Source organism: Kitasatospora sp. NEAU-69 (assembly GCF_057158765.1).
The window spans coordinates 156,625-181,579 of record NZ_JBWXUE010000008.1; the positions used below are offsets into that span (position 1 = coordinate 156,625).

Consider the following 24,955-nt stretch of genomic DNA (forward strand, 5'->3'; position numbering starts at 1 on the left):
GACTCTCCCAGCGGATCACAGACGTCCGAGGGAGCAACCGTGGCGATCTCGCCGCAGGTCATAGGTAATCTCACGCCCAAAAGCCCAAGGATTCCCGGCCTCCGCTCAGGAGGATGCGGCTGGGAAGAGATGGGCGAAGGAGGCTGCCGAGACCCCGAAGGTGTGGCCGAACGGCGACTGGAAGTCCCAGACCACGAAGAGCAGGAACGTGACCAGCGAGGCGAAGAGGCCGGCCAGGAGCAGTTCGCGGAAGGTGCGGCGGATCTGTAGCAGGAAGATCAGCATGACCGTGATCAGCGCGCCGATGCCCAGGCCGATCCAGACCACCCTGGGCATCGCGCTGGTGGCGATCGCGGCGCGGGTGCTGCGGGCGTCGTCGGTGGCGGCGAGCGCGTCGTTGACCGGGGCGAGGGTCTCGGCGGTCAGCAGGTCGGTCGGGTAGCCGGGCTGGGCGTCGGCGCGTACCTGGTGGAGCAGTGCGTCGCCGGCGGGCGGGACCTGGTGGCCGTGCTCCATCACCGGCCATTCCTGGTGGACGACGTAGCCGACGTACGTGTTGACGTCGCTCGTCAGCTGGTCGCGGAGCTGTGGCGGCAGGGTGCCGGCGCGGCTGACGGCCTCGTGCAGCGACTGTGCCTCGATCCGGACCGCCTCCCTCGCCTCCTCGCGGACCTCCCAGGTCGCGGCGATGGCCAGCCCGAGGACCACCGCGTAGATCACGCCGATCATCATGCTCATGTACTCGATGACGTCCGGCGTCTCCGACGGGTCGGCCGTGGCGGTCTGCCGGTGCCGCAGGATCACGACCAGGATGACGACCATGCAGGCGGCCAGCATGGCGATGGTCAGTGCGATCAGCTCACTCATCTGACTGGCTCATCTGGCACGCCCATCGGTAGTTCCGTCCCCCCTGTGGCTGGGGAGGTGGCCGCATTCGAGCATCCGGGACCGGCTGACGCGGCCGGGGCGTGACACTCGGGCTGGTCGGCGGTTCCTCGGAATTCCCCCGGACGGCGCACCGCCCAGGGTGCTTGACCGTCGAAGTAGTTAGCTGCCATATTACCTTCATGACGAAGGACGACGACCGTTTCGCCGAGGTGCCGACGCTGGATCAGGCCGGCCGGCAGATCCGGCACTACGGACTGGATGCCGATCCGCAGGCCGTGCTGGTCGCCGTTCGGCTGATGTCCGCGGGGGCTCGGGTGGGCCAGGCGGCCGAGGCGCACTTCGCCAGGTTCGGCCTGTCCACCGGGCGCTACCGGCTGCTGGCCGATCTGGAGGACCATGGCGGCGAGAAGCCGCCGTCCCAGCTCGCGGCCTCGCTCGGGGTCTCCCGGGCGACGGTGACCGGCCTGGTGGGCGGGCTGGAGCGGGAGGGGCTGGTCGCGCGGCGGTCCTCGCAGGAGGACGGGCGGTCCACCGTCGTGGTGCTGACCGCGCGTGGCGCGCAGCGCCTGCGGGACATGGCGCCCGAGCACTTCGAACGCCTGCAGGCGATGGTCGGCGGGCTGAGCGTCGCTGAACGCGGAGTCTTCCTGGACCTGCTCGCCCGGGTCGTCCGGGGTATCGGCGCGCTGACCGACGAGTAGGCGGTCGGCGGGCGGGGGAGGGGCCTGGCCTTGTGGTCGGGCTGCTCTTTGCCCTGATGGTTAGGTGCCTAATTATATTTCGAAGGATCCGAAGGAGAGGACCTCCATGCTCGGCAAGGACGCACCGCAGGTTCGACGCCGCTCCGGCGCCCCGCCGTTCACGCTGTGGCGCGAGGTGGCCGTGGCATACGCGGCGCCGGCGCTGAGCGCCGGTATCGGTGGGCTGATCTCCCGCAACTCCGAGCTGGCCACGGCGGCCTGCACCTCGATCGCCGGCACCTCGGCCGTCTTCGCGCTGCTGACCGGGGCCTGGTTGCAGCTCGGCCGCAGCCGTCGCGGCTGGCCGCGCTCGCTGCCGCGGTCCGGGCTGGCGGTGGTGCTGGGCGTGGCCGCGGCCGGGCTCGGCCTGCTGCTCGGGTGGGCGGCCCGGCGCTGGCTGCCGCTGCTGACCGGGCTCGCGCCCGCGCCCTGGATCGACCGGCTCCCGCTGGATCTGCCGCTCTCGGCGGCGCTCGCCGCGGTGATCATCGGCTGGCGCTGGCGGGGGAGCCTGGCCCAGGCCCAGGCCCGGACCCAGAGCGCCGACTCCGTCACCGCCACCACCGTCACTACTGCCACCGCGAAGGAAAGCCGATGATCGTCATCATGGGAGCCACCGGAGCCACCGGCGGCGCACTGCTCCGGCGCCTCGTCGAGCTCGGTGTGCCGAGCCGTGCGCTGAGCCGCGAGCCGGAGCGTCTGACGGCCGGACTCAGCCGATCGGCCCGCGCGCTGGTCGACGTCCGTGCCGCCGACGCGGCGGACCCGGCCTCGCTGCGCGCCGCGTTCGGCGGTGCGAGCCGGCTCTTCCTCACCATGGAGAACGGTCCCCGCCAGGTCGAGTACGAGCTGGGCGCGGTCCGGGCCGCGTACGACAGCGGGATCGAACACATCGTCAAGATCTCCTCCCCGGCGGCCGAACCGGACTCGCCGGTGGCCGTCAGCCGTGGCCACCACGCGATCGAGCGGAGCCTGAACGAGTACGCGCTGCCGCACACCGTGCTGCGCCCGTACGCCTTCATGCAGAAGCTGCTGCTGCTCGCGCCCGCCGTCGCGCAGGGCAGTGTGCTGACCGGCGCGATGGGTGACGCGCCGTGCAACTACATCGACTGCCGGGACATCGGCGACGTGGCCGCCGCCCTCCTCACCCGGCCCGAGCTCGCCGGTGGCAGTCACACCCTCACCGGCTCCGAGGCGTTCTCCTTCGGCGGGCTCGCCGCGCTGCTCGGCCGGCTGCTGGGCCGCCCGGTGCGGTACCTGGATCTGACGCCGGAGCAGCTCGCCGCGCAGCTGGTCGAGCGGGGGCGGCTGCCCGGCTGGCTGGCGGCCCATGTGGTGGAGATCCAGCAGCTGGCCGTGAGCCGCCGGGAGGTGCCGACCGACACGGTCGCCCGCCTGCTCGGCCGGCCGCCTCGGACGCTGGCGGCGTTCCTGACGGAGCACCTGGAAACGTTCCGCTGACCGGGTGGACCGGGGCGCCGGCCCGGGTGTCGTCCCAGCCGGGAGCCCCCCGCTGCACCAGGCTCGGTGCCTTAGGCCGGTCCCGGCCGGTCCTGCCGTGTGCCCGACACCGGGCGCCGATCCGGCGGGATCCACCGGACCGGCCCTGATTCGAGTGGAGGTCTGGACATGCGGGTTGTGAGTGGGCGGCGCGGGTGCGGGATCCGGCGCGGTGTGCGAACGGCGGCGCTGGCGCTCGCCGCGTTGGCGGCCGTCACGGCCTGCTCCAGCAGTTCGGGCAGCAAGGCGAGCAGCAGTTCCCCCGCGACCACGGCCGGCGCCGCGAGCAGCGCGGCCGCTTCGCCGAGCGGATCCGCGTCCGCGTCCGCGTCAGCGTCCGCATCCGCCTCTGCAACCGCGAGTGGCACCGCGTCGCCGAGCGCCAGCGGGACGGCCGTGGCGACCACGGTCACCGTCACCGAGAAGGAGTACTCGCTCACCCCGTCGCAGACGCAGCTGACAGCGGGTACGTACACCTTCGTCGCCGACAACGCCGGTACGGTCTCGCACGCGCTGGCGATCATGGGGCCGGGGGTGACCACCACCCAGACGTCCACCATCGCCCCCGGTGGGAACGCGCAGTTCACCGTCACGCTGCAGGACGGCAGCTACGAGCTGTGGTGCCCGATCGACGACCACAAGGCGCTCGGGATGGACACCCACGTCCAGGTCGGCGGCGGTGCCGGCGCGTCCGCGTCCTCCTCCGCGTCCTCGGCGAGCAGCGGTGGCGCGAGTGCGAGCTAGGTTCGGCGGGCGCACGCTGCTCCTCGGGCTGCTCCAGTTGCTGACCGCCGCCGCGCTCGCGGTGGACGCGTACGTGCACGCCGACCTCGCCTCGGGGTACGACCCGATCGGTTCGGACATCACCCAGGGCGCGCTGTTCCGCGCCGAGGCGGCCGTCGCCTCGCTGGCGGCACTCGCGGTGCTGGTCGGGGGGCGGCGGCGGTCGTCGGTCTGGGCGTTCGCGTTCCTGGTCGCACTCTCGGCATTCGGGGCGGTGCTGCTCTACCGCAACGTGGACGTCGGCGCGCTCGGCCCGCTGCCGAACATGTACGAGCCGGCCTGGTTCCCCAAGAAGACCGCCTCCGCCGTCGCCGAGGCGGTCGCCGCGGTCACCGCACTGGCCGGCCTGCTGCTGGTCGTCCAGCACAGCCGCGCCGAGAAGCGGCAGGTTGCGGAAGAGAGCGGGGACCAAGGCGGAGAGCAGGGCGGGGACCAAGGCGGCGCGCAGGGCCGCGATCAGTGACAGGGCGTCAGAAGAGCGCCTGCTGATCGCCGGTCTCCTCCGGTCTTCGCCGCTCGGCCAGGGTGAGGCCGGTGCACGGCGCGTCCAGCCCGGCCGCCACCGTCCAGCCGGCCAGCAGGCGGGTGTCCAGCAGCAGCGGCCCGGGCGGCGGCCCGGATCGTTGTGCCGAGTGGGGCTCGGCGGGGAGGTCCAGGAAGACGTGGCGGCCGATCGGGGCGCGCAGCACGCCGGTCACCGTCGCGCCGTCGGCGAGAGCGGTGATCTCGCGGTACCCGGCCGGGACGCCGTCGGTGAGGCCGAAGAGTGGGCGGTTGTCCACCACTGGTGCGTCGTCGAGCAGTTCGAGCGCATGGCCGTCGAGTAGTTCGAGTGCGCGGGCCCGGCCGGCGGTGAGCTCGCGGTGACCCTCCACCTGCCCGGGCAGCTGCCACCAGCGCGCGACCTTCGTGCGGACCGGATAGCGCTCGCGGGCCAGCCCGGAGGCCGAGACCGTCAGCTCGGCGCGGCGGACGGCCGGCAGCGGGCCGGTGCCGATGATCGTGAACGCGATCGCGGCCTGCTCGCTCAGCCGGCTGATGCCGCGCGCGACCGCGGTGATCCCGATCTTGAGCAGCCCGGTGCCGAACCAGGCGAGGTACAGCCGGTACGTCCGGCCGTCGTCCACCACCTGGTCGCGGGCCACCCGCAGGCCGGGGTCGGCGCTCTGGCAGGCGGGGCACTGCGCGCTGGTCCCGGCCGGCTCGACGGTCGCGTGGTGCGGGCACGGACGGCGGCCCGGGTCACCCGGAAGCCGCAGGCCGACGCAGCGGCGGGGGCCGCTCAGCCGCCAGCTGACGGGGGTGCCGGCGGTCAGCTCGCGAGCGTGCTCGCGGGTGCCCTGCGCGGCTTTCAGCACCGGACGGGTGTCGTCCCAGTGCAGGCCGGTGGCGATCCAGCCGGTCATCCCTCGCCCCCGTTCGTGTCGCGGATCCAGGGCCGCTCCGGTCGTGTCCGGCCCTGGTTCGTGGTCCGACCGAGGCTACCTCCCGGCACTGACAACGCTGCCGGATGGAACCGCCGGTGCCGGAGCTGCGTTCTGATCATCGGACCGTACCGTCCGGGGGCGGTACGAACGCGATCTCAGGGAGTCACAGTGACCTGCTTCTTCGATCCCTCGCATGCACCGGGCAGCGTGAACGTGCTCTGGTCGCCGCAGTGGGGCGTGCCGCGGCCGGTGCAGGCCTGCGGGACGTGCGCGCAGCGGGTGCAGAGCACGCCGCCGCCGTTCTACCTGCCGCAGGGCATGCCGCAGGCCGGCTACCCGCAGAACGGCTACCCGCAGCAGGGCTACGCCGGCCAGGGCTACCCGCAGGCCGGGCACCCGCAGAGCGGCTACCCGCAGGGCGGCTACGGCCAGGGCGGTTACGGCCAGAACGGCTACGGCCAGGGTGGGTACGGCCAGCAGGGCGCCGGGCACAGCACGGCCGCCGTGGTCGGCGCGGGCGTCGCAGGCCTGGTCGGCGGCGCGCTGCTCGGGGAGCTGCTGGACGACGACGAGCCGCGCGTCGAGCGGGTCTACGAGGTGGAGCGCGATGACGACGACGGCTTCTTCGACTTCTGAATCCACCAGGACTCGACAACTGCGGTCGGTCGGCTGCTAGCCTGTCCGACATGAGCTTCCAGAAGCACGCTGCTGCGACGACGACGCCGGACACCGTCCCGGCGCGCTGACAGCTGCTTCTGTCCACCAAGCCCCGGGGCGAGTGCCCCGGGGCTTTGGCGTATCCGCAGCCGAACGGGCACTCGCTCCACCCAACCGCGAGGAGCCCACCATGAACGCCCACCAGCCCAACGCCCACCAGCCCAACGCCCACCAGCCGAACGCCCAGCCGCTGCCCGACCACCGCAGGCTCGGCCGCGAGCTGGACCTGTTCGACACCGACCCGCTGATCGGCGCCGGACTCCCGTACTGGCTGCCGGCCGGCGCCGCCGTCCGGCACGCGCTGGAGGAGTACGTCCGCGAGGTCGAGCGCCGGGCCGGCTACCGCCACGTCTACTCGCCGGTCCTCGGCAAGCGCGAGCTGTACGAGATCTCCGGCCACTGGGCGCACTACCGCGACGACATGTTTCCACCGATGGACCTCGGCGCCGAGCAGGTGGTGCTGCGCCCGAGCCTCTGCCCGCACCACGCGGTGATCTTCCGCTCCCGCTCCCGCAGTTACCGTGAACTGCCGCTGCGGATGGCCGAACTGGGCGGCATGTACCGCTCGGAGCGGTCCGGTGTGCTGGGCGGCCTGACCCGGGTCCGGTCGATCCAGCTCAACGACGCGCACATCTTCTGCACCCTCGACCAGGTCGCCGAGGAGGTCCGCGCCGCGCTCGGGCTGATCCGCGACGCGTACCGGGTGCTCGGCATCGAGGCCGCCCGCTACCGCCTCTCGCTGCCCGGCGCGAGCGCCAAGTACGTCACCGACGCCGCGATGTGGAGCCGCGCCGCGGAGCTGCTGGTCGGCGTCCTCGACGAGGCCGGGGTCGCGTACGAGAGCGTCGAGGGCGAGGCCGCGTTCTACGGGCCGAAGATCGACGTCCAGATCGTCGACAACGCCGGCCGTGAGGCGACCCTCTCCACCATCCAGGTCGATTTCCACCAGCCCGCGCAGTTCGACCTGCACTACATCGGCCCCGACGGCGCCCGGCACCGGCCGGTGATGGTCCACCGCGCCGTGATCGGCAGCGTGGAACGGGCGGTCGCCCAGCTGATCGAACAGCACGCGGGCGCGTTCCCGGCCTGGTTGGCGCCGGTGCAGGTGGTCGCCCAGCCGATCGGCGACGAGCAGCTGCCGCAGGCCGAGGCGTTCGTCGACCGGTGCATGGCCGCGGGCCTGCGGGCCGAGCTCGCGCTGCCGGAGGAGGGCAGCCTGGGCGCGCGGGTGCGGGCCGCGCGACTGGTGCCGTACCAGGCGGTGATCGGCGCGCGGGAGGCGGCGGACGGCGCGGTGGCGCTGCGGCTGCGGGACGGGCGGCGGCCGGCCGCGCTCCCGGCGGCGGAGGCGATCGCGCGGATCGGCGCGCAGGTGGCCGGACGCGGCGGCGACCTGTGGCCGGACACCCCCGTGGTGGCCGCTGCCGCGCAGGGCTGACCCGAAGTCGGCGGCGTCGGCGGGTCGCTGACTCGCTGTCAGTGACAGCTGACACGCTGTCCCCGTACCCGTCCTCGAAGGCCCGTACCCGTCCTCGAAGGAGCAGTGCCGTGCTCACCACCGACTTCGTCCCCGGCTCCCCGTGCTGGATCGACCTCGGCGCACCCGACGTCGCCGCGGCCGTCGCGTTCTACGGAGCGGTCTTCGGCTGGGAGGCCCAGTCGTTCGGCCCGGAGCCGGGTGGCTACAGCGTCTTCCGGCTGGACGGCAAGGCCGTCGGTGCGGTCGGCGAGCTCACCGAGGCGGGTGCCCGGTCCGCCTGGACGATCTACTTCAGCACCCCCGACGCGGACGCCACCACCGCCTCGGCACGGGAGGCCGGTGCCGCGGTCCGGGTCGCTCCGACGAACTCCGACGGCGAGGGGCGGATGGCCCAGCTCACCGACCCGCTGGGTGGCCAGTTCGCGATCTGGCAGCCGGGCACGCTCAAGGGCATGGAGGCGGCCGACGTTCCCGGCTCGCTCTGCTGGGCCGAGCTCTACACGACCGACGCGGCCGCCGCGAAGGCCTTCTACGGCGGCCTCTTCGGCTGGCGGAGCAGTGACACGCCGATGCCCGGCGGCGAGGGCACCTACACGCTGCTGACCCCGGCCGGCCTGCCCGAGGACCGGATGCACGGCGGTCTGCTGGAGCTCCTCCCCGAGCACCTCGCGCTGACCGGCGGCCGTCCCTACTGGCACCCGGTCTTCGCCGCCGCGGACGTCGATGCCGCGGTGGCGACGGTCACGAAGTTCGGTGGCACGCTGCAGATGGGGCCGGTCGACGCGCCGGGCATCGGCCGGCTCGCGGTCTGCGTGGACCCGGCGGGCGCGGACTTCGTGCTGCTCAAGCCGGCGGCCCGTTAGCGATCAGGCGGGGCCGGCCGCGCAACGGTGCCGGGCAGTCAACACACCGGGTGGCGGAGCGCCTTTCAGCCGGTGGTGACGCTGGGCGCTAATGGGCAGTGCGGCACCGGGAGTGTTTCCCGGTGACCGTCCGCCGTCCCTGAGGAGCGTCATGTTCAGCACGGTCAACCCCTCGCTCGTGAAGGCACTCGTCTCGGCCTTCCAGGTGCCCGCCGACGCGCTGTCGCCGGGCGCGACGCTCGAAGAGCTCGGCCTCGACTCACTGGCCGTCGTGGAGCTCTGCGACATCCTCGCCGAGGACCTCGGCATCGCGATCGGTGACGGCGAGTTGACCGCCGCCGCCTCGCTCGCCGGGATCGGCGACCTGCTCGGCACGAAGACGGACGTGGAGACGGACGCCGAGACGGACGCGGAGATCTCTCCGAAGGCGGGCATGACGTGAGCGCCCGCGATACGACCGGCGGCGACCGCGACATCGCGGTGACCGGCCTGGGCGTCGTCAGCCCCGCCGGGATCGGCGCGGCCGCGTGCTGGTCCCGGGTCCGCCTCGGCACGCCGACGGCCACCGGCGATCCCGGCCTGCACGGGCTGCGACCGGACTTCTCCTGCCGGGTGCCGGCCTTCGACGCCGTCGGCCAGCTCGGCGCGAACCTCGCCCGACGGACCGCCCGGTTCGCCCAGTACGCGCTGGTCGCGGCGGCGGAGGCGGTCGAGCAGGCCGGCCTCGACTCGTCCGGCTGGGACGGCGCCCGGGTCGCGGTGGTGACCGGATCGGCGTTCGGTGGCTCGCCGGTGCTGGCCGAGCAGGCCCGGCGGCTGGCCGACGGCGGCGGCGCGCGGGTCTCCCCGCTGACCGTTCCGCTGTTCATGACCAACATGCTCTCCGGTCACCTGTGCGCGGTGCTCGGCGCACGCGGTCCCAGTCTCGCGGTGGGCACCGCCTGCGCCTCCGGGGCCACCGCCATCGGGGTGGCCCGGGACCTGCTCCGCTCGGGCAGTTGTGACGTGGTGCTCGCGGGCGGCGCCGAGTCGGCCGTCGACCGGCTGACGGCCGCCGCCTTCGCCCGGATGGACGCGCTGTCCGGCCGGAACGAGGAACCGGCCGCCGCCGCCCGGCCGTTCGACGTGCAGCGCAGCGGCTTCGTGCTGGCCGAGGGCGCCGCGATGCTCGTCCTCGAACGCCTTCCGGACGCGCGGGCGCGGGGGGCCCGGGTGCTGGGCCGGCTGGTCGGCTACGGCGCCTCGGCGGACGCGTTCCACCCCACCACCCCGCACCCGCGCGGGCTGGGGCTCGAACTCGCGCTGCGCCGGGCGCTGGTGGACGCCCAGGCCGGGCCGGCCGACGTCGGCCACGTCAACGCGCACGCCACCGGGACGCCGCTGGGCGACCTGGCCGAGGCGCGGACGCTGCGGCGGCTGTTCGGCGCCGTGCCGGTGACCTCGGCCAAGGGCACGCTGGGTCACACGCTCGGCGCGGCCGGGGCGATCGAGGCCGCGCTGACCGTGCTCACCGTCGCGGAGCAGCTGGTCCCGCCGACCGCGAACCTGCGGGAGCTCGATCCGGCGATCGACCTGGACGTCGTGCGCGGCAGCGCGCGCCCGTGCCGGATCGGCCTCGCGCTGAGCAGCTCGGCGGGCTTCGGCAGGCAGAACGCCGTGCTCGCCTTCGCGCCGGCATGAGGGGGCGGGAGGTGGTGCGGCGGGAGCCGACCGGGCCGCACGGTGCGCCGTCCGGGACGACCGTGCTGCTGGTCCCCGGGATCGGCTCGCTGGTCCCGGGCTGCCTGGGCCGGTACGCGGACCAGCCGGCGGTGCGCGAGGTGCTGGCGCAGGTCGCGGCAGCGCTGCCGGCGGCGCTGGGCGACCGGGTCACCGACCTGCTCACCGGGCCGGTGCCGGGCAGCGCCGCAGCGGGCGCCGGGCCGCGCGTCGGGCCGATCACCCCGGCCGCCGCGCCCGCCGCGTTGACCGCAACGACTGCAGCGCCGGGTGACACGCTCATCCAACTGGCGGGCTACGCACAGGCGGTGGCTTTCTGCCGGCTGCTGCGGCCGGCCACGGGCGCCCGGCCGGTGCTGCTCGGACACAGCCTCGGCGAGATCGCCGCCTTCGCCGCCGCCGGGGTGCTCGGCGTCGGCGACGGCGCCCGGCTGCTGCTCGCCTGCGAGCACTGGCGCGGCGTGCTGCGGGTGCCGGCGGGCGGGTTGCTCGTGCTGCGGCTGCCGGCCGGCCAGGTCCGCCGGCTGCTGGCCGAGGCGCGGCTGCCGGGGCTTGCCCTCGCCTGCGACAACGGGCCCGAGCAGAGCGTGGTCAGCGGTCCGCGACAGGCCGTCGAGGCGCTGGCGGCGCTGGCCGAGCGCCGCTCGATCGCGAAGGCCCTGCTCCCCACCCGCACGCTCTTCCACAGCCCGGCACTGGCTCCGGTCGCCCGCCAGGTGCGCTCGGCGGCGGAGGCCATGGAGTTCCGGCCGGGCCGACTGCGGGTGCACTGCCCGCGCACCGGGCGGGACTACCGCTCGGCGGCCGAGTTCCGTGACGGGGTCACCCACCACCTGGTCCACCCGGTGCCGCTGCGCCGCTGCGTCGAACACCTGCGCGCGTCGGGCGTCAGCCAGTTCCTGGACGCCGGCCCGCGCCCGCTGCTCAGCCTGCTGACCAGGGCATCGTCTCCGACGGCCTGACGTGCCGCCAGGCCGCCTCGGCAGAGCCGGCCGTGGTGGTGCGTGCGCAGGGCGGTGGGACATCGGGACGCCCAGCGGCTCGCTCCCCGGGCCTGGCAGGCCCGGGGAGCTAGGCCGTGTCTCATAATTCCCGTCGGGCGCGCGACGCCGGGCATCCCGCCTGGACGCACCGGCGAAACGCCCAAGTACGACCCAGTACGAGGACGCTTCGCCGGCACGCCCAGCCGGGCGCCCAACGCCGCGCGCTGATCCGACGCGAATTATGAGACACGGCCTAGCCGCTGGGTGTCAGGAGGCCGGCGCGAAGGGTGAGGGTGGCTTGGGGATCCCCGCGAGGCCGCCGTCCGGGACGGAGAGACCGCCGTCCAGCAGCAGGACCTGCCCGGTCAGGTATCCGGCGGCGGGGGAGGCCAGGTAGCGGGCCGCCGCCGCGACCTCCTCCGGTTCCGCCCAGCGGCCGAGCGGCACGTGGGCGAGTAGCCAGGCGCTGAGCGGCCCGTCGGTGTGGGCGAAGGCCGTCATGTCGGTCCGCGTCCAGCCGGGGCAGAGCGCGTTCACCCGGATCCCCTGCCGGGCCCAGCCGACGGCCAGGCTGCGCGCCAGCGAGACCTGTGCGGCCTTGGACGCGGCGTACGCCTCCATCATCGGCGTGCCGATCACGCCGGCCACCGAGGAGACCAGCACGAGACTGGCCGACCCAGCCCCAGACCCAGACCCAGACCCCGGCCCGCCGGCGGCCAGCCACGGGTGCGCCGCGCGGCAGAGCGCGGCCGTCGCGTTCAGATTGACGGCGATCACCTCCTCCCAGGCCTGCTGTGGCAGGTGCTGAAGCGGCGTCAGCAGCGGTGAGCCGTCGGGCAGCGTGGGCAGGATCCCGGCGTTGTGGATCACGATGTCCAGGCCGCCGAGCGCCTCGGCGGCCTGGTCCACCACCCGTTCCGGCTGCCCGGCCCGCGCCAGGTCGCCCGGCACCAGCACGGCCGGCCGGCCGAGCGGCTCGATCTCATCGGCGGTCGCCTTGAGCGCCTCGCCGGTGCGGGCGCCGAGCGCGAGCCGGGCGCCCGCCCGGGCGAACGCGACGGCGACCGCGCGGCCGATGCCGCGCGAGGCGCCGGTGACGAGCGTGCGGGCGCCGTCCAGGCGGAACGGATCGAGCGTGGCGTCGGCGAGCCGGCCGGCGCTCGGTGCGGCGGGCTCCTGCGCGCAGGCGTCGTGGCTGTTCATTGAGGCTCCTGATCCTCGGTGGGGCGGGCGGCGGGGTCGGTGGCAGGCAGCGCGAGGCCCGGGGCGCCGGACCAGGTCAGCAGGCTGCTGCCCCAGGTCAGGCCGGCGCCGAAGACGCAGATGAGGATCCGGGCCCCGGCGGGCAGCGTGCCCGCCGCCGCGGCCGAGGCGAGTGCGAACGGCGCCGAGGCGGCGCCGATGTTGCCGGTCCGCTCCCCGGTGACGATCAGCCGTTCGGGCGGGATGCCGAGCTGTTCGCCGAGGCGCCGCAGCAGCACCGGGTTGGGCTGGTGGGTGACGAACGCGTCGATCTCGTCCAGGCCCAGCCCGTGCACGGCCAGCGTCTCGGCGACCAGTTGCGGGAAGATCGCCACGATGAAGTCGCGCACCGCGCGGCCGTCCATGTGGATCCGGTGGCTGCCGTCGGCCAGCGTGGCCGGTGTGGCGGGTCGGCGGCTGCCGCCGGCCGGGATCAGCACGTGGTGCGCGCCGCGTCCGTCGGAGCCGAGCCGGAAGCCGTGGAACCCGTGGCCCGGAGCGACCGGACCGAGCACGGCCGCCGCCGCGCCGTCGGCGAAGAGCACGGCGGTGCCGCGGTCGGTGGGGTCGATGAACTTGGAGTACGCCTCGACGCCGACCACGGCCGCGTAGCGCACCGCCGGTTCGGCCCGCAGCCAGTCGTGCGCGACCCGGGCCGCGAACAGCCAGCCGGAGCAGGCGGCGCTGACGTCCAGCGCGATCGCGCGCCCGGCCCCGATCGCGGCCTGGACCCGGCAGGCCGTCGCCGGGCCGAGTTCGTCCGGCGTCGAGGTGGCGACGATCAGCAGCCCGAGGTCGGCGGTGCCGATGCCCGCGGCCAGGCAGGCGGCCCGGACGGCTGCGGCGGCGAGGTCGGAGGCGGCTTCGGTGGGGGCGGCGACGTGCCGGTGGCGGACGCCGGTCCGCTCGGCGATCCAGCCCGCCGACACGCCGGCGGCGGTGGCCACCGCCGCGTTGTCGCGGATCTGCGGCGGCAGGTAGCTGCCCATGCCGAGGACGCCGATCGCGGGCGGGTCGGCCGTCATCGGGCACCACGCGACCAGCTCAGCGCGCCGGCCAGGGCGGCGGCGTAGTCGGGGGCGGCGAGCGGGACGCCGGCGTCGGCGAGCTCGGGGTCGAGCGCCTCGGCGACGGCGGGGAGATGCGGTGCCAGCGCGTCGCAGAGCCCGTCCAGCACCGCCGGCAGCTGACGGGCAGCGGCGGGGGTGAGCAGCCCGGCGCAGAGCAGGTCACCGGCGAACCGGCGGGCCTGGAGGACGCCGTGCAGTGCGGCGAGCGTGGCCAGCGGCGCCCGGGCGGCGGGGGAGCGGACCTCGGCGAGCGCGTGGGCGACTGCGTCGGCGGCCAGGCACTGCGCGCTGATCTCGCCGAGCCGTAGCGTCCGGTCGAGCAGTGGGTTCCACTGCTCCAGATCGGTCGGTGGCGGGGTGGAGCCAGTGCCGGAGTCGAGTCCGGAGTCGAGTCCGGACTTCAACTCGGCGTGCAGCTCGGCGCCCAGGCGGTGCCGCAGCGCCGCGGCGGTGGCCGGCCACCAGGCCGGATCGGCCGGGCTGTCCGCTTCCGGGTGAGGTGCCACGAGCGGTGCCTCGCCCGGGCCGTGCTCGACGATCGCGCGTCCGGCGTCCAGCAGGATCAGCGTGTTGTCCCCGCCCGCGTTGTCGAAGGCGCGGGCCAGACCCAGGTAGCCGGACAGCCGGTTGACCTCGAAGAAGCCGGAGAGGCCGCAGCGGTGCTGGCATTCGTCGAGCAGCCGGGCTGCGGTCCGGGTGGCGAGCGCCTTGTGCAGCGCGAGCGACCGGTCGACCGCGCCCCACGGTGAGAAGGTCATGGCGAGCGGGCCGGGGTCGGCGGCCGGGTCCGGGCGGCGGGCGGCGGACCAGCTCCGGCGTGCCTGTTCGGCGGCGCAGCGCAGTGCGAACGCCTCGGCCAACGCGCCGAGCACGGCGTGCTGTTGGGTCCGGTAGGCGAGCACCGGCGCGCCCGGCGCGAGCCGTCCGTGCGAGCGGCGCCCGGCGCTGAACCGCCAGGCGAGCACGGCTCCGCGGGCGGCCAGCGCGGCCATCGCGGACGGCAGCGTCGCCCACAGTGCCTGCCCGACGCAGAGCGTGCGCTGCAGCCGGGCTTCGGGTGAGCCGAGCGGGTCGATGAGCACGCCGGCAGCGTCGATCCGCGCGTCGTCCCGCAGCCAGCGGGTCTCCGGCAGCCGCAACTGCCGCAGCCGCACCGCGCCGTACGGCAGCGGCAGCGCGTCGATCGCGAGCGGACTGGAGATCTCGACGCCGGGGACCGGGCGCCCCCGCTCGTCAGTGAGATCGGCCAGGAAGGAGAAGACGCCGGCGTCCCGGCCGCCGACCAGCAACCGGGCGCAGATCACGGCCAGTTGGGGCAGGCCCAGGGCGGCGACGCTGGAGAACTTCGCGGCGCGGTCGTCGGGCGTCTCCAGCACGAATTCGCGGGTGGCCGGCTCGAACCGCGCCGTGGTCCGGATGCCCAGATGACTGCTCGCGTCGCCGAGTTCGGTCACCAGGAAGGAGCCCTTGGCGTGCGCGTGCGTCAGCAGTCCGGCCGGGTCGGTGCCCGGACCGCCCAGCGTCGCGACGGATCCGACGCAGAGGATGTAGTGCGACAGGAAGGTCTGGTAGAGCGGCGGGTCTGCCAGCGCGGTGGCCGCGCTGAGGGCTGCCAGCAGCCCGGTGTCGGCGAAGACCTCGGCGGCCGGCGGCAGCCCGGCGGCGAGCCGGCGCAACCGCAGGTGAGCGGTGGTGTCACCGGCCAACGAGTCCGGCTCGGTGGCTATCTGACGATCATTCAGAAACTCGATCGGCTTCAGCGGGTGCGAGGTGGCGAGTTCGCCGCGCAGCTGTCGGCGCAGTTCCTGGGCCGCGTCGCTGTCCAGGGTGCTCATCCGGTCCTCCCCGGGGTCTGCGTGCTGCTGAGCGAGAGCGGGGTGCCGCTCGCGGTCTCCAGCTCCGCGAGCGGCGCGCGGCTGCGGGCGGCCGGGACGAGCCGGCGGATGTTGCGGCTCAGCGCGGCGCCGGTTCCGGTCTCCAGGACGAGCGTTCCGGGGCCGACGGCCCGGCGTACCGCCTGCGGCAGGTCGGCGGGGCGGACCAGGCAGTCGGCCAGGGCGCGCGGCAGATCGGCGTCCCGGCCGTACGGGCGGCCGGCGACCGCGGAGTGCACGGGCAGCGCGGCCGGCGAGATCGGCAGCGTCCGCGCGTACGCCTCGAACTGCGCGGCCTGCCGGACCAGTCCGGGGTGGTGGGCGCGGAACGGCAGCCGCAGCCGGGTGGCCAGGACGCCCGCCTCGCGGGCCGCCTGCTCGACCGCGGCCAGCTCGCCGAGCGGACCCGAAATCACGGTCTCGGTCGGGTCGTTGACGCAGGCGACGACCATCTCGCGGGTGCCGATCCGGTCCAGCAGCGCGCGGACCCGTGGCCGGCCGGCCCGCAGGACGGTCAGACCGCCGTCCGCAGTGTGCAACAACTGCCCGAGCCGGCAGGCGAGTCGGGCGCCGTCCGGGATGCTCAGCGAGCCGGCGGCGGTGAGCGCGGGGATCTCGCCGAAGCTGACCGCGAGCAGCCGGTCGGCGAGCAGGCCGCGAGCGGTCAGTGCCCGGTGGGTGGCCAGGCAGACGCCGAACAGGGCGAGTTGCAGCGTGCCGGGGGCCTCGGCGGCGAGCGCGCCGCCGCCCGGCGGAGCCGGGCCGAGCAGCCGGGGGCCGAGCGGCAGCACGTCGAACTCGGCGGCGACGGGGTCGGCCGCGCGGAAGACCTCGGCCAGCGAGCGGCGCAGCACCGGCAGGACGGCCAGCGCCCGGGGCAGCGGGGAGAGCGGGAAGTCGCCCTGGCCGGGGAAGGCGTGCACGATGCGCGGCCGGATCGGACGGCCACCGCCGACCCGGCCACCGGCACGGTGGTCGAGGCGGTGGTCGAGGCGGTGATCTGGACGGTGGTCGGCGTGCTGGTCCGGGCGGTGGTCGGTGAGTCGGGTGGCGGGCCCGTTGGCGAAGGCGAACTGGCCGCTGTGCTGGTCGTCCTGCTGGGGCATGGCCACTCCCTGAGGTGTGCGCACGGGTGTGCACACCTCAGCGAACGCCATCCGGCGGGAGCGGCGGGAGTCCGGCTGCCGGGCCTCGGTGTTGAGCGCGGCGGGGTGTTGAGCGTCGTGCGGTGCGTGGCCGGTGCGGTGTGGCTCCGCGTGCCCGGCGGTGGCCGACCTGGTGGTGGCCGACCCGGCGGTCGTCACTGGTCCGGGTGCGCGGACTCCCGTCGGGTGGTGACCGAGCGCAGGACGGTGTCGCTCGGCCCCAGGCCGCGCAGTGCCGCGAGGATCCGTCCGGCCAGCGGGCCCGGTGCGTTGAGCGTCTCCACCACCGCGACCGCGCCGGCACCGGCCAGCCACCCGGGCTCGATCTCGCGCACCGAGGTGACCACGCAGGTGGTGGTGCCCGCGCCGGCCGCCACGCCCGCTGCCGGACCGGTCACCGCGCCCGCTGCTGGACCGGTCGCCGTGCTGGGCCCCGGGCTCGCCCAGGAGGCGACCCGCGCGCTCTCCGGATCGTCCGGGCCGGCCGCGATCAGCAGCAGATCGGCCTGCGCGGCGACCAGCCGTACGGTGTCGCACCGGTCGTCCGCCTCGAAGCAGTACGTCGAGGGATGCTGCGGGACGATGTGCCCGAACCGACCACGGGCCGCGTCGCTGATCGACAGCAGCGGCCGCACCGGCTGCCCGGGTGCGAGCACCACCCCGACCCGCTGCGGGTCGGGCACCGGGAGCTGCCGGCAGAGCTCGGCCTGCGGCAGCGAGCGCACCTCGGGCCCGGCCGAGCGGAGCAGCTCGCCGCTCGCGGTGTCCGCCGGACCGGCCAGCAGGACGTGCTCACCGGCCGTGGCGAGCCGCGCGATCTCGCTGCGGGCCGCCTCGACGCGGCGGCACCCGGCGTCCACCAGCACCACCCCGCGGCGTTCGGCGTCCCGCCGTTCGCTCGCGGGGACGCCGGCCGGGCCGATCAGCAGCACCTCGCCGGCCCGGGCCTCGGCCGCGTGCGCCACCACCCGCGCACCGGCCCCGGTGACCTCGGCCTCGACGGCCCGGCCGCAGCCGTCCGCGCCGGTGACCAGCAGCGGCAGGTCGGTCACGGTCGCCGTGCGGTGGAGCGCGGCGAGGAACTCGCGGACCCCGCTGCAGCGCGGCGACACCCCGGGCGTCAGGAGCAGCCGGGTGCGCAGCACGCGGGCCCAGGCCTCGATCGCGAGCCGGACCGTGGTCTGGGCCTGCGGATCGTCGGCGCGGGCCACCGCGGCGAGGCCGACGTACCCGTCGGGGGCCAGCAGGTACGAGACCGCCGAGCCGACGACGGCCGTCCGGAGGCCCGGACCGGTGGCCGCTGCCGCCGCGCCCTCCACCGACAGGTCCCGGACCGCCACCCGCAGACCGGCCCGGTGCAGCGTGCCGGCCAGCAGCTCGGCCGCCGGGCAGGGCACCACGCCGCGCCCGCCGTGCCGGAAGCGCCGCGCGACCACGACCGTCTCCGGCGGGCAGTGATCGATCGCCATCGCGAGCCCGGTCAGCTCACGCGTCCTGTTCATCTGAAGCCCTTCGCAAAACTCCCCGGGCTCGGGCTCGGGGAGCGACTGGATCGGTCCGCTCGCGAGGGCGAGCGCCCGAGTTGTCTTCGGCGTCGAAGGGGCGACCGGATGAAGCTCGTGGCACTGAATTCACTACTTTGCGTGATGCTGGCGCGAATGGGCGAAGCCGTAGTGCGCATGCGGTAGCGCCGGGCGCCGGGGCCCGTCGTCGGGCCCCGGGGGCGGGCTCGGCCGGCGCGCGCTCCTGAGGTGCCACCGCACGCCTCTGGCGGATCTGCCGGCACCACGGCACGCTCGGGACCGTACCCCGACCGGGCGCCCGGTCGGGGTACGGTCCGGGCCCGGTTGTGCGGTGCGCCGGGCCCCGGCGCGAGAGCCCGGCCAGGGGGGTGCGACCCCCGGCTGCTGTGAGGCCGGGGACGCCAGGCCGCGCGCGACGTGGGGGAGCCGCGGCCGGCGCACCGCTCGAGACTGTGCACCTGCGCACCTACGTACGTGCACGCCTGCGCACCCCGCGGGACCGCAGAGCGAGCCGCAGGCCGTACGGCCCTGGCCGACACCCCCAACCAGGTCCCGCCTCCGAAGCAGGAGACCGCGATGAGCGCTACCCGCCTCCCCAACCAGCAGCTGCGTGCCCTCCTGACCGAGGCCGGCTGGAGCGGCCAGGACCTGGCCCGCGCCGTCAACCGCGCCGGCGCGGCCGACGGGCGCAGCTACCGCTACGACCGCACCGCCGTGGCGCACTGGCTCAGCGGTTCGCACCCGGCCGAGCCCGTCCCGGCCCTGGTCGCCGAGGTGCTCTCGCGCGCCCTCGGCCGGCAGGTCACGGTGGCCGACACCCGGCTCGCCCGGCCGGCCGCCGCTCCGGAACCGCCGCCGGCCGACGGCGCGCCGCCGGTGGACGAGCTGCTCGCCCGGCTGGCCGCAGCCGGCAGCGATCCGCGCGGCCGCAGCGGGCCGGTGTACTCGCTGGCCCGTCGGCTGGTCCCGCCGTTCCCGGCGCCGCCTGGCCAGTCGCCGTTGCAGTTCCAGTTGCAGTCGCCGGCGCTGTCCACGGTGCCGCGGCCGCCCCGGATCAGCGGCGCGGAACTGCGCCTGGCCCAGGACGTGCTGGCGCTACTGCTGGCCGGCGAGGAATCCCTCGGCGGCGGGCGCGCCCGCCCGGCGGTGGCCGGGTTCCTGGCCACCGTGATGGCCGGCTGGCTGCGGGCACCGGCCACGCCGACCGTGCGGCGCGAGCTGATGCTGTGCACCGCGCGGCTGGCCTACCTGGCCGGCTTCACCTGCTTCGACGCGCGCCGCCAGGGCCCCGCCCAGGCGTACTACCGGCTCTGCGGCCGGCTGGCGGCCGAGGCGGCCGACCCGCAGCTGCACGCGACGGCGCTGCGCGGCATGAGCGTGCAGGCCCACTACCTCGGGCGTCGCGGCTACGCCCGGGAGCTCGCCGACCTGGCCGGCACACACCTGCCGGTGCTGGCACCCCGGCAGGCCGCGTTCGTGCTGGGCCAGCAGGCGCTCGCCGCGGCGGGCTGTGGCGACCGGACCGCGGCGTTCGAGCACCTCCGGCAGGCCCGGCGCCGACTGGAGCAGGCCGGAACACCGGTCGGCGGCATCGCCGACTACCACTGGGCCTCGTTCTCACACCAGGAGGCCGAGACGCTCGCCGCGCTCGGCGACACGGCGGGCGCGGTGCGCTCGCTGGTCCGCTCGGTCCGCGAACGGCCGCCCGGGGAGCGCCGGGCGCGCGCCGTCACGAACGCCAGGCTGGCCGAGCTGCTGCTGGCGCGCGGCAGTCTCGACCGGGCCTGCGAGAGCTGGCACGCCGTACTGGACGACTACCCGCTGGTGGACTCCGCGCGGCTGCGCACCGCGGTGGACGGCATGCGCGAGCGGCTGCGGCTGCACCAGGACAGCTCGGCCGCCCGAGCCGTCCTCACCCGGGCGGCCGCCGTCGAGCCCCGCCTGCCGACCCAGCAGCGCCGCACCCCGACTGCCGGGCCCTTGGCGGACGCCTGACGCCCCGCACCCCGCCCCCCGTAACCCGCCCGCCCTTGACGCGATGCTTGCGCGGCGCCGCCCGGCAGCGGGACTGCCGCGAGCCGGTGGCGGGTAGGTGCCGGGCATGGTCTGGATCGGCCTCGGCCTCGCGTTCTTCGCCGCGCTCGGTGGTGTGGTCGCCTTCCTCGCGGGCGCCGCCGGCCTGTCGGAGATCCGTCGGCTGCACCAGGTCGGCGTGGCCACCCGTGCGCTGGTGCGCTACCGCACGCCGGAGCCGGAGGACCACGGCGGCTCGCCCCGTCCGCTGCTGCAGTTCGCCACCGAGAGCGGCGGCGTGGTGGAGGTGTTCTCCCCGTCGCCGGCCGCGCTGCCGGACGGCGCCGAGGTGGCGATCGTCTACGACCCGGCCGACCCGCGCTGCGTGCTGCTGCCCGGCCGGGAGCGGCGGGGGCTGGAGTACGCGTTCCTGGCGTTCGGCGCGCTGGTCACACTCGCGGCGCTGACGATGCTGCTGACCCACGGCTGAGAGCTGCCCGGCATCCCCCCACCTCCCTCGCCCCACCTCTCCCCGAGCGGCTGCGACACGCCGACAACGCTAGGGTGGAAGCCCAGTCAACCGCGCCTGGTCAGGACAGGTGGTGGGCGAGGTGATCCGCGGGGTCCACCTGGAGTCGCAGTGGCGCAGCGAGGCGCTGCGGACGAACCTGTGGGTGGTCCCGACCGTCGAGGTCGCCCTCGCAGGGCTGCTCTTCTTCGCCACCTGGCAGGTGGACCGGGCCGCCTACCGCGGCTCGCTGACGCTGCCGCCCTGGGTGATCAGCGGCACCGCCGACGCCGCCCGGCAGATCCTCGCGGCCATCGCGGCCGCGCTGATCACCGTCGTCGGCGTGGTCTTCTCGATCATGATCGTCACGCTGACGCTGGCCTCCACCCAGTTCGGGCCGCGGATGCTGCGCACCTTCATCCGGGACCGCACCACCAAGCTGACCCTGGGCACCTTCGTGGGGACCTTCGCCTACGCGATCCTCGCGCTCATCTCGATAGGTCCGGGCTCGCACGGCGACTTCGTGCCACACCTGTCGATCACGGTCTGCATGGTGTTGCTGCTGGCCGACCTCGCGCTGCTGATCTACTTCATCCACCACATCGCGACCTCGATCCAGCTGCCGCACGTGATCGCGAGCATCGCGGCGGAGCTCTCCGAGGCGATCGAGGCGGGTGCGGGCGAGCCCGAGCCGGCGGACGGCGCGGCGCACGGCCCGTCGGCGGCCGAGCTGCACGCCCGGCTGGACGCGGCGGGGGCGCGGGTTCCGGCGCCGGTCAGCGGCTACCTGCAGTTCGTCCGGCACCGCACGCTGGTCCGGATCGCGACCGAGCTGGACGCCGTCATCCGGCTCGACCAGCGCCCTGGGCACTTCCTGGTGCAGGGGCATCCACTCGCCACCGTCTGGCCCGCCGAGGCCGCGCCGGCGGTGGCCAGCAGCTTCGCCCGGGCGCACATCACCGGGCCGTCCCGCACACTCGCGCAGGACATCGCGTTCGCCGTGGACCAGCTGGTGGAGATCGCGATCCGGGCGCTGTCCACGGCGGTGAACGACACCTTCACGGCGCTGACCTGCATCGACTGGCTCGGCGAGGGGCTGTGCCGGATCGCCGCGCGCTGGCACCCGGATCCGGTGCACCGGGACGCGGCCGGCCGGATCCGGGTGCTGGCGGTGCCGGTGAGCTACGAGCGGCTGGTCCAGCGCTCGTTCGAGAAGATCCGGCAGGCGGCGCCCGGCATGCCCGCCGTGCTGATCCGCCAGCTCGACGTGCTCGCCGAGATCATGGCGGACACCCGCACCGCCGGACAGCGCAGGGTGCTGCTGGACCAGGCCGAGATGATCGACCGGGTCGGGGCCGAGACGGTGCCGGAGGCGGCCGACCGGGAGGACGTGCGCCGGCGCTACCGGGCGGTACTGGCGGCGTACGCGGAGTGCGAGGCGCACGCCGAGCGGGCCGATGCGCCGGGCGATGAGCGAGCCGATGAGCGGGGCGACTGAACGTCAGGCGGGGCTGGAGACGGCGCAATGAAACTCATCGACCGTTGGGCCGTGGGTGCTGGCTATGCTGCCGCCATGACCTCGAACAGCCTGGACGCTCCGCGTCGGTCCGACGTGACCCGCGCCGCCATCCTCGCGGCCGCCCGCACCCGCTTCGCGGCCGACGGATACCAGCGTGCGACGATCCGGGCGATAGCCGCATGCGCCGGCATCGACCCGTCGATGGTCATCCGCTACTTCGGCAACAAGGAGCAGTTGTTCGCCGCGGCGACCGACTTCGACCTGCGGCTGCCGGACCTCTCCGCCCTGTCGCCCGAGGAGCTGCCGGTCGCGCTGGTCCGGCACTTCCTCAAGCGTTGGGAGGGCGACCCGAGCGACGACGGCCTGCTGTTGCTGCTGCGCTCGGCCGTGACGAACGAGCAGGCGGCGGCGCAGCTCACCGAGATCCTCGGCCGCCAGGTCGTCCCGGTGCTGGCCGGCGCGGTCGGCGCCGAGCGCGCGGCCGACTGCGGCGGACTGGTCTCCGCGCAGCTGCTCGGCCTCGCGCTCTGCCGCCATCTGCTGCGGCTGCCCGGGATCATCGAGCTGACGCACGAGGCGCTCGTCGCGCAGTACGCGCCGGCGCTGGCCGCCGTGCTGTTCCCGCCGGCGGAGTCGGCCGGGTAGCGCGAGGGGACCGCTGCCCGACCGGCCCGCTGCCCGACCGGCCCGGCCGGATCAGCGCGGCGGCTCGGCCGCCAGCTCCCCGTCTGCGGGTTCCCTGGCCGTCAACTGCCCGCCTGCCAACTGCCTGGCCGCGAGCCCCTCGGCCGTGAGCCGCTCGGTCCAGGTGCGCCGCCAGGCGAGCGCGTCGCGGATGCCGTCGGCGAGGTCCTTGGTCGGCTGCCAGTCGAGCAGCCGGCGCGCCTTCCCGTTCGCCGTCCAGCAGCCGATGACGTCGCCGGGACGGGCTTCGGTCTCCACGACGTCGAGCGGCTCGCCGACCACCTCCTCGAAGGCGCGCACGAGTTCCCGGACGGTGGTGCCCGTTCCGGTGCCGACGTTGATCACCTCGTACCCTGCGCCTGCGCCCGCACCGCTACTGCCGGCGCCCTCCCCGTCCTGACGGCCCGGCGGCACGATCTCGTCGAACCGGCGCAGCGCCGCGACGTGCGCCTGCGCGAGGTCCCAGACGTGGATGTAGTCGCGGATCCCGCTGCCGTCGCGGGTCGGCCAGTCGACGCCGGTGATCCGGAACGTGCCGCGACCGGTGTGCGCCTCGATCAGCTTGCCGAGCACGTGGGATGGCGACAGGTGCGCCAGACCCGTTCGCAGCGCCGGGTCGGCGCCGATCGGATTGAAGTACCGCAGCGAGACCACGCGCAGCGCGGAGCCGACCGTGGCGTCCTGGAGGATCTGCTCCGCCATCGCCTTGGTCCGCGCGTACGGACTGGACGGCAGCAGCGCCGAGGACTCGTCCACCATGCCGTCCTCCGCCCCCGGCCCGTAGATCGAGGCCGAGGAGCTGAAGAGCAGCCGGTCGCAGCCGTTGCGCAGCAGGTGCTCGACCAGGTCGATGGTCTTGGCGACGTTGGCGCGGTAGTACGTCAGCGGCCTCGCGACCGAGTCCGGTACGACGATCAGCGCGGCGCAGTGGACCGCGGCGGTGATGTCCGGGTGGATGGCGAAGATCCGGTCGAGCAGCGCACCGTCGGCGATGTCGCCCTGGTACGAGATGCGTCCCTCGGTGAACTCGCGGCGGCCGGTGCACTGGTTGTCCAGGATGATCGGCGTGATGCCCTGGTCCAGGCAGGCGGATGCGACCGTGCTGCCGATGAAACCGGCTCCGCCGGTGATGAGCACCTTCATCTGTGCGGATCTCCCTCGCGATCGATCATGGGGTGGTGGGGCCACTGTACGCCCAATCGTGTTTGATGTTGTGTGATTATGTTGCTTTATGTTCGGCGCACTCTTGCTCGGGCCTGCATTGGCCCAACCAAGCCGGCGCGAAGTGGCGCAAACAAGCGAGCCAATCCGCTCGTACGGTGATCAGGTGACCGAACCTCAAGCAGCTTCCAGGACAGCCGGAACAGGCATGCGCGTCTTCCTCGCCGGAGCCACCGGAGCCATCGGCCGGCTCCTGCTGCCGCTGCTCCTTGAGACCGGCCACCAGGTCACCGCGGCCTCCCGCTCGCCGCGCGGCGTCGCGTGGATCCGCGAGCAGGGCGCGGCCGCCGTCCAGCTGGACGTCTTCGACCGCGCGGCCGTCGCGGACGCCGTGGCCGCCGCCGCACCGGAGGTGATCGTGCACCAGCTGACGGCGCTCGCCGACGGCGACCTCGCGGACAACGCGCGCCTGCGCCGGGTCGGCACCCGCAACCTGGTGGACGCCGCCCGGCAGGCCGGCGTCGGACGGATCGTGGCCCAGTCGATCGCCTTCGCGTACCAGCCCGGCGGCGGACCGGCCGTCGAGGCCACCCCGCTGGACACCGCCGCCCCCGAGCCGCGCGCCACCACGATCGACGGCGTGCTCGCGCTGGAGCGGGCGGCGGCCGAGCTCCCGGAGCACGTGATCCTGCGCTATGGCCTGCTGTACGGGCCCGGCACCTGGTACGCGCCGGGCGGCCCGATCGCCGACCGGCTGCGGCGCGGCGAACTCGCCGCCGACGACGCGGTCTCCTCGTTCCTGCACGTCGAGGACGCGGCCCGGGCCGCGCTGGCCGCGCTGGCGTGGCCGAGCGGCCCGGTCAACATCGTGGACGACGAGCCGGCGCCGGCCGCCGCGTGGGTCCCCGCACTGGCCCGGGCCTTCGGCACCACGCCACCTCCACCCGGCACCGGAGGCGCCGCGTGGGCACGCGGCGCCGACAACTCGCTCGCCCGCACGTCCTGCGGCTGGCGGCCCCAACACCCCTCCTGGCGCACGGGTTTCACCGGCCTTTAGCCCGACCCTCGACATCGGGGTGATCATCTCGCCCGCCGGCCTGCACGTATGCTCGGACC

25 protein-coding genes are annotated in these 24,955 nt (G+C 75.0%); 16 read left to right on the forward strand and 9 right to left on the reverse strand.

Annotated features, from left to right (window positions below; translation table 11 throughout):
* Positions 1 to 105 precede the first annotated feature (105 nt).
* Complete coding sequence (locus AC060L_RS11925) at positions 106 to 867, reverse strand: bestrophin-like domain (RefSeq protein WP_483798631.1); 762 nt, start codon at positions 865 to 867, stop codon at positions 106 to 108.
* A gap of 200 nt (positions 868 to 1,067) precedes the next feature.
* On the opposite strand from AC060L_RS11925, the gene AC060L_RS11930 reads away from it, so the two are divergent.
* From AC060L_RS11930 to AC060L_RS11940, 3 genes are all read left to right on the forward strand, one after another.
* The gene (locus AC060L_RS11930) at positions 1,068 to 1,589 is read left to right on the forward strand and encodes a MarR family winged helix-turn-helix transcriptional regulator (RefSeq protein WP_483798632.1); all 522 of its coding nucleotides are present in this window, start codon (positions 1,068 to 1,070) and stop codon (positions 1,587 to 1,589) included.
* 106 nt (positions 1,590 to 1,695) lie between these two features.
* Positions 1,696 to 2,226, forward strand: a complete 531-nt coding sequence (locus AC060L_RS11935; protein WP_483798633.1) for a hypothetical protein — start codon at positions 1,696 to 1,698, stop codon at positions 2,224 to 2,226.
* Positions 2,227 to 2,234: 8 nt separating this feature from the next.
* Positions 2,235 to 3,089 (forward strand): NmrA family NAD(P)-binding protein, encoded by an 855-nt coding sequence (locus AC060L_RS11940; RefSeq protein ID WP_483798634.1) that lies wholly within the window; start codon positions 2,235 to 2,237, stop codon positions 3,087 to 3,089.
* Positions 3,090 to 3,160: 71 nt separating this feature from the next.
* Here the strand turns inward: AC060L_RS11940 and AC060L_RS11945 are convergent, their stop codons facing one another.
* Positions 3,161 to 3,547 (reverse strand): hypothetical protein, encoded by a 387-nt coding sequence (locus AC060L_RS11945; RefSeq protein WP_483798635.1) that lies wholly within the window; start codon positions 3,545 to 3,547, stop codon positions 3,161 to 3,163.
* Between AC060L_RS11945 and AC060L_RS11950 the strand changes: the two genes are divergently transcribed.
* Positions 3,525 to 3,872, forward strand: coding sequence for a cupredoxin domain-containing protein (locus tag AC060L_RS11950; RefSeq protein ID WP_483798636.1), 348 nt, complete (start codon positions 3,525 to 3,527; stop codon positions 3,870 to 3,872). The genes AC060L_RS11945 and AC060L_RS11950 overlap by 23 nt on opposite strands.
* Positions 3,862 to 4,374 carry a hypothetical protein gene (locus AC060L_RS11955; RefSeq protein ID WP_483798637.1) on the forward strand — a complete coding sequence of 171 codons (513 nt, stop codon included), beginning with the start codon at positions 3,862 to 3,864 and terminating at the stop codon, positions 4,372 to 4,374. The genes AC060L_RS11950 and AC060L_RS11955 overlap by 11 nt, the downstream gene beginning before the upstream one ends.
* A gap of 7 nt (positions 4,375 to 4,381) precedes the next feature.
* Here AC060L_RS11955 and AC060L_RS11960 read toward each other — a convergent pair whose 3' ends face one another.
* Positions 4,382 to 5,317 (reverse strand): DUF2797 domain-containing protein, encoded by a 936-nt coding sequence (locus AC060L_RS11960; RefSeq protein ID WP_483798638.1) that lies wholly within the window; start codon positions 5,315 to 5,317, stop codon positions 4,382 to 4,384.
* A 189-nt stretch (positions 5,318 to 5,506) separates the two neighbouring features.
* Here AC060L_RS11960 and AC060L_RS11965 point away from each other — a divergent pair, with 189 nt between their 5' ends.
* The 6 genes from AC060L_RS11965 to AC060L_RS11990 all read left to right on the forward strand — a co-directional run bounded on the left by AC060L_RS11965 (position 5,507) and on the right by AC060L_RS11990 (position 11,079).
* Positions 5,507 to 5,974: a hypothetical protein gene (locus tag AC060L_RS11965; RefSeq protein WP_483798639.1), complete on the forward strand. Its 468-nt coding sequence runs from the start codon at positions 5,507 to 5,509 to the stop codon at positions 5,972 to 5,974.
* Positions 5,975 to 6,245: 271 nt separating this feature from the next.
* Positions 6,246 to 7,493: a threonine--tRNA ligase gene (thrS, locus tag AC060L_RS11970; protein ID WP_483798723.1), complete on the forward strand. Its 1,248-nt coding sequence runs from the start codon at positions 6,246 to 6,248 to the stop codon at positions 7,491 to 7,493.
* A 110-nt stretch (positions 7,494 to 7,603) separates the two neighbouring features.
* On the forward strand, positions 7,604 to 8,398 hold the full coding sequence (locus tag AC060L_RS11975; protein ID WP_483798640.1) for a VOC family protein: 795 nt from the start codon (positions 7,604 to 7,606) through the stop codon (positions 8,396 to 8,398).
* Positions 8,399 to 8,549: 151 nt separating this feature from the next.
* A complete protein-coding gene (locus AC060L_RS11980; RefSeq protein WP_483798641.1) occupies positions 8,550 to 8,840 on the forward strand; it encodes an acyl carrier protein in 291 nt (96 codons plus the stop codon).
* Positions 8,837 to 10,078, forward strand: a complete 1,242-nt coding sequence (locus AC060L_RS11985; protein WP_483798642.1) for a beta-ketoacyl-[acyl-carrier-protein] synthase family protein — start codon at positions 8,837 to 8,839, stop codon at positions 10,076 to 10,078. The genes AC060L_RS11980 and AC060L_RS11985 overlap by 4 nt, the downstream gene beginning before the upstream one ends.
* An 11-nt stretch (positions 10,079 to 10,089) precedes the next feature.
* Positions 10,090 to 11,079 (forward strand): ACP S-malonyltransferase, encoded by a 990-nt coding sequence (locus AC060L_RS11990; RefSeq protein ID WP_483798643.1) that lies wholly within the window; start codon positions 10,090 to 10,092, stop codon positions 11,077 to 11,079.
* 288 nt (positions 11,080 to 11,367) lie between these two features.
* On the opposite strand, the gene AC060L_RS11995 is transcribed toward AC060L_RS11990, so the two are convergent.
* The 5 genes from AC060L_RS11995 to AC060L_RS12015 all read right to left on the reverse strand — a co-directional run bounded on the left by AC060L_RS11995 (position 11,368) and on the right by AC060L_RS12015 (position 17,933).
* Positions 11,368 to 12,303: an SDR family NAD(P)-dependent oxidoreductase gene (locus AC060L_RS11995; protein WP_483798644.1), complete on the reverse strand. Its 936-nt coding sequence runs from the start codon at positions 12,301 to 12,303 to the stop codon at positions 11,368 to 11,370.
* The gene (locus tag AC060L_RS12000) at positions 12,300 to 13,367 is read right to left on the reverse strand and encodes a 3-oxoacyl-ACP synthase III family protein (RefSeq protein WP_483798645.1); all 1,068 of its coding nucleotides are present in this window, start codon (positions 13,365 to 13,367) and stop codon (positions 12,300 to 12,302) included. Before AC060L_RS12000 ends, AC060L_RS11995 begins: the two co-directional genes overlap by 4 nt.
* Positions 13,364 to 15,247, reverse strand: a complete 1,884-nt coding sequence (locus AC060L_RS12005; protein WP_483798646.1) for an acyl-CoA dehydrogenase family protein — start codon at positions 15,245 to 15,247, stop codon at positions 13,364 to 13,366. The genes AC060L_RS12000 and AC060L_RS12005 overlap by 4 nt, the downstream gene beginning before the upstream one ends.
* Entirely contained in the window at positions 15,244 to 16,392 is a 1,149-nt protein-coding gene (locus tag AC060L_RS12010) for an ACP S-malonyltransferase (protein WP_483798647.1), read from the reverse strand. Before AC060L_RS12010 ends, AC060L_RS12005 begins: the two co-directional genes overlap by 4 nt.
* 194 nt (positions 16,393 to 16,586) lie before the next feature.
* Positions 16,587 to 17,933 carry a hypothetical protein gene (locus AC060L_RS12015; RefSeq protein ID WP_483798648.1) on the reverse strand — a complete coding sequence of 449 codons (1,347 nt, stop codon included), beginning with the start codon at positions 17,931 to 17,933 and terminating at the stop codon, positions 16,587 to 16,589.
* Between the two features lie 597 nt (positions 17,934 to 18,530).
* Between AC060L_RS12015 and AC060L_RS12020 the strand changes: the two genes are divergently transcribed.
* From AC060L_RS12020 to AC060L_RS12035, 4 genes are all read left to right on the forward strand, one after another.
* Complete coding sequence (locus tag AC060L_RS12020) at positions 18,531 to 19,949, forward strand: NsdA family TPR-like regulatory protein (protein WP_483798649.1); 1,419 nt, start codon at positions 18,531 to 18,533, stop codon at positions 19,947 to 19,949.
* A 106-nt stretch (positions 19,950 to 20,055) separates the two neighbouring features.
* The gene (locus AC060L_RS12025; RefSeq protein ID WP_483798650.1) at positions 20,056 to 20,457 is read left to right on the forward strand and encodes a DUF3592 domain-containing protein; all 402 of its coding nucleotides are present in this window, start codon (positions 20,056 to 20,058) and stop codon (positions 20,455 to 20,457) included.
* 112 nt (positions 20,458 to 20,569) lie between these two features.
* Positions 20,570 to 21,973: a DUF2254 domain-containing protein gene (locus AC060L_RS12030; RefSeq protein WP_483798651.1), complete on the forward strand. Its 1,404-nt coding sequence runs from the start codon at positions 20,570 to 20,572 to the stop codon at positions 21,971 to 21,973.
* A gap of 75 nt (positions 21,974 to 22,048) precedes the next feature.
* Positions 22,049 to 22,639, forward strand: coding sequence for a TetR/AcrR family transcriptional regulator (locus AC060L_RS12035; protein WP_483798652.1), 591 nt, complete (start codon positions 22,049 to 22,051; stop codon positions 22,637 to 22,639).
* A gap of 51 nt (positions 22,640 to 22,690) precedes the next feature.
* Here AC060L_RS12035 and galE read toward each other — a convergent pair whose 3' ends face one another.
* Positions 22,691 to 23,821, reverse strand: a complete 1,131-nt coding sequence (galE, locus tag AC060L_RS12040; RefSeq protein WP_483798653.1) for a UDP-glucose 4-epimerase GalE — start codon at positions 23,819 to 23,821, stop codon at positions 22,691 to 22,693.
* A 226-nt stretch (positions 23,822 to 24,047) separates the two neighbouring features.
* Here galE and AC060L_RS12045 point away from each other — a divergent pair, with 226 nt between their 5' ends.
* Positions 24,048 to 24,896: an NAD-dependent epimerase/dehydratase family protein gene (locus AC060L_RS12045; RefSeq protein WP_483798654.1), complete on the forward strand. Its 849-nt coding sequence runs from the start codon at positions 24,048 to 24,050 to the stop codon at positions 24,894 to 24,896.
* Positions 24,897 to 24,955: the final 59 nt, after the last annotated feature.

What these genes read in the sequence shown, in the direction of transcription:
- AC060L_RS11980 (WP_483798641.1), top strand. Translation starts at nt 8,550, where the DNA reads ATGTTCAGCACGGTCAACCCCTCGCTCGTGAAGGCACTCGTCTCGGCC.
- AC060L_RS11930 (WP_483798632.1), top strand. Translation starts at nt 1,068, where the DNA reads ATGACGAAGGACGACGACCGTTTCGCCGAGGTGCCGACGCTGGATCAG.
- AC060L_RS12035 (WP_483798652.1), top strand. Translation starts at nt 22,049, where the DNA reads ATGACCTCGAACAGCCTGGACGCTCCGCGTCGGTCCGACGTGACCCGC.
- AC060L_RS12000 (WP_483798645.1), bottom strand. Translation starts at nt 13,367, where the DNA reads ATGACGGCCGACCCGCCCGCGATCGGCGTCCTCGGCATGGGCAGCTAC.
- AC060L_RS11960 (WP_483798638.1), bottom strand. Translation starts at nt 5,317, where the DNA reads ATGACCGGCTGGATCGCCACCGGCCTGCACTGGGACGACACCCGTCCG.
- AC060L_RS11995 (WP_483798644.1), bottom strand. Translation starts at nt 12,303, where the DNA reads ATGAACAGCCACGACGCCTGCGCGCAGGAGCCCGCCGCACCGAGCGCC.
- AC060L_RS12015 (WP_483798648.1), bottom strand. Translation starts at nt 17,933, where the DNA reads ATGAACAGGACGCGTGAGCTGACCGGGCTCGCGATGGCGATCGATCAC.
- AC060L_RS11935 (WP_483798633.1), top strand. Translation starts at nt 1,696, where the DNA reads ATGCTCGGCAAGGACGCACCGCAGGTTCGACGCCGCTCCGGCGCCCCG.
- AC060L_RS11940 (WP_483798634.1), top strand. Translation starts at nt 2,235, where the DNA reads ATGGGAGCCACCGGAGCCACCGGCGGCGCACTGCTCCGGCGCCTCGTC.
- AC060L_RS12005 (WP_483798646.1), bottom strand. Translation starts at nt 15,247, where the DNA reads ATGAGCACCCTGGACAGCGACGCGGCCCAGGAACTGCGCCGACAGCTG.
- AC060L_RS12025 (WP_483798650.1), top strand. Translation starts at nt 20,056, where the DNA reads ATGGTCTGGATCGGCCTCGGCCTCGCGTTCTTCGCCGCGCTCGGTGGT.
- AC060L_RS12045 (WP_483798654.1), top strand. Translation starts at nt 24,048, where the DNA reads ATGCGCGTCTTCCTCGCCGGAGCCACCGGAGCCATCGGCCGGCTCCTG.
- galE (WP_483798653.1), bottom strand. Translation starts at nt 23,821, where the DNA reads ATGAAGGTGCTCATCACCGGCGGAGCCGGTTTCATCGGCAGCACGGTC.
- AC060L_RS11925 (WP_483798631.1), bottom strand. Translation starts at nt 867, where the DNA reads ATGAGTGAGCTGATCGCACTGACCATCGCCATGCTGGCCGCCTGCATG.
- AC060L_RS12020 (WP_483798649.1), top strand. Translation starts at nt 18,531, where the DNA reads ATGAGCGCTACCCGCCTCCCCAACCAGCAGCTGCGTGCCCTCCTGACC.
- AC060L_RS12010 (WP_483798647.1), bottom strand. Translation starts at nt 16,392, where the DNA reads ATGCCCCAGCAGGACGACCAGCACAGCGGCCAGTTCGCCTTCGCCAAC.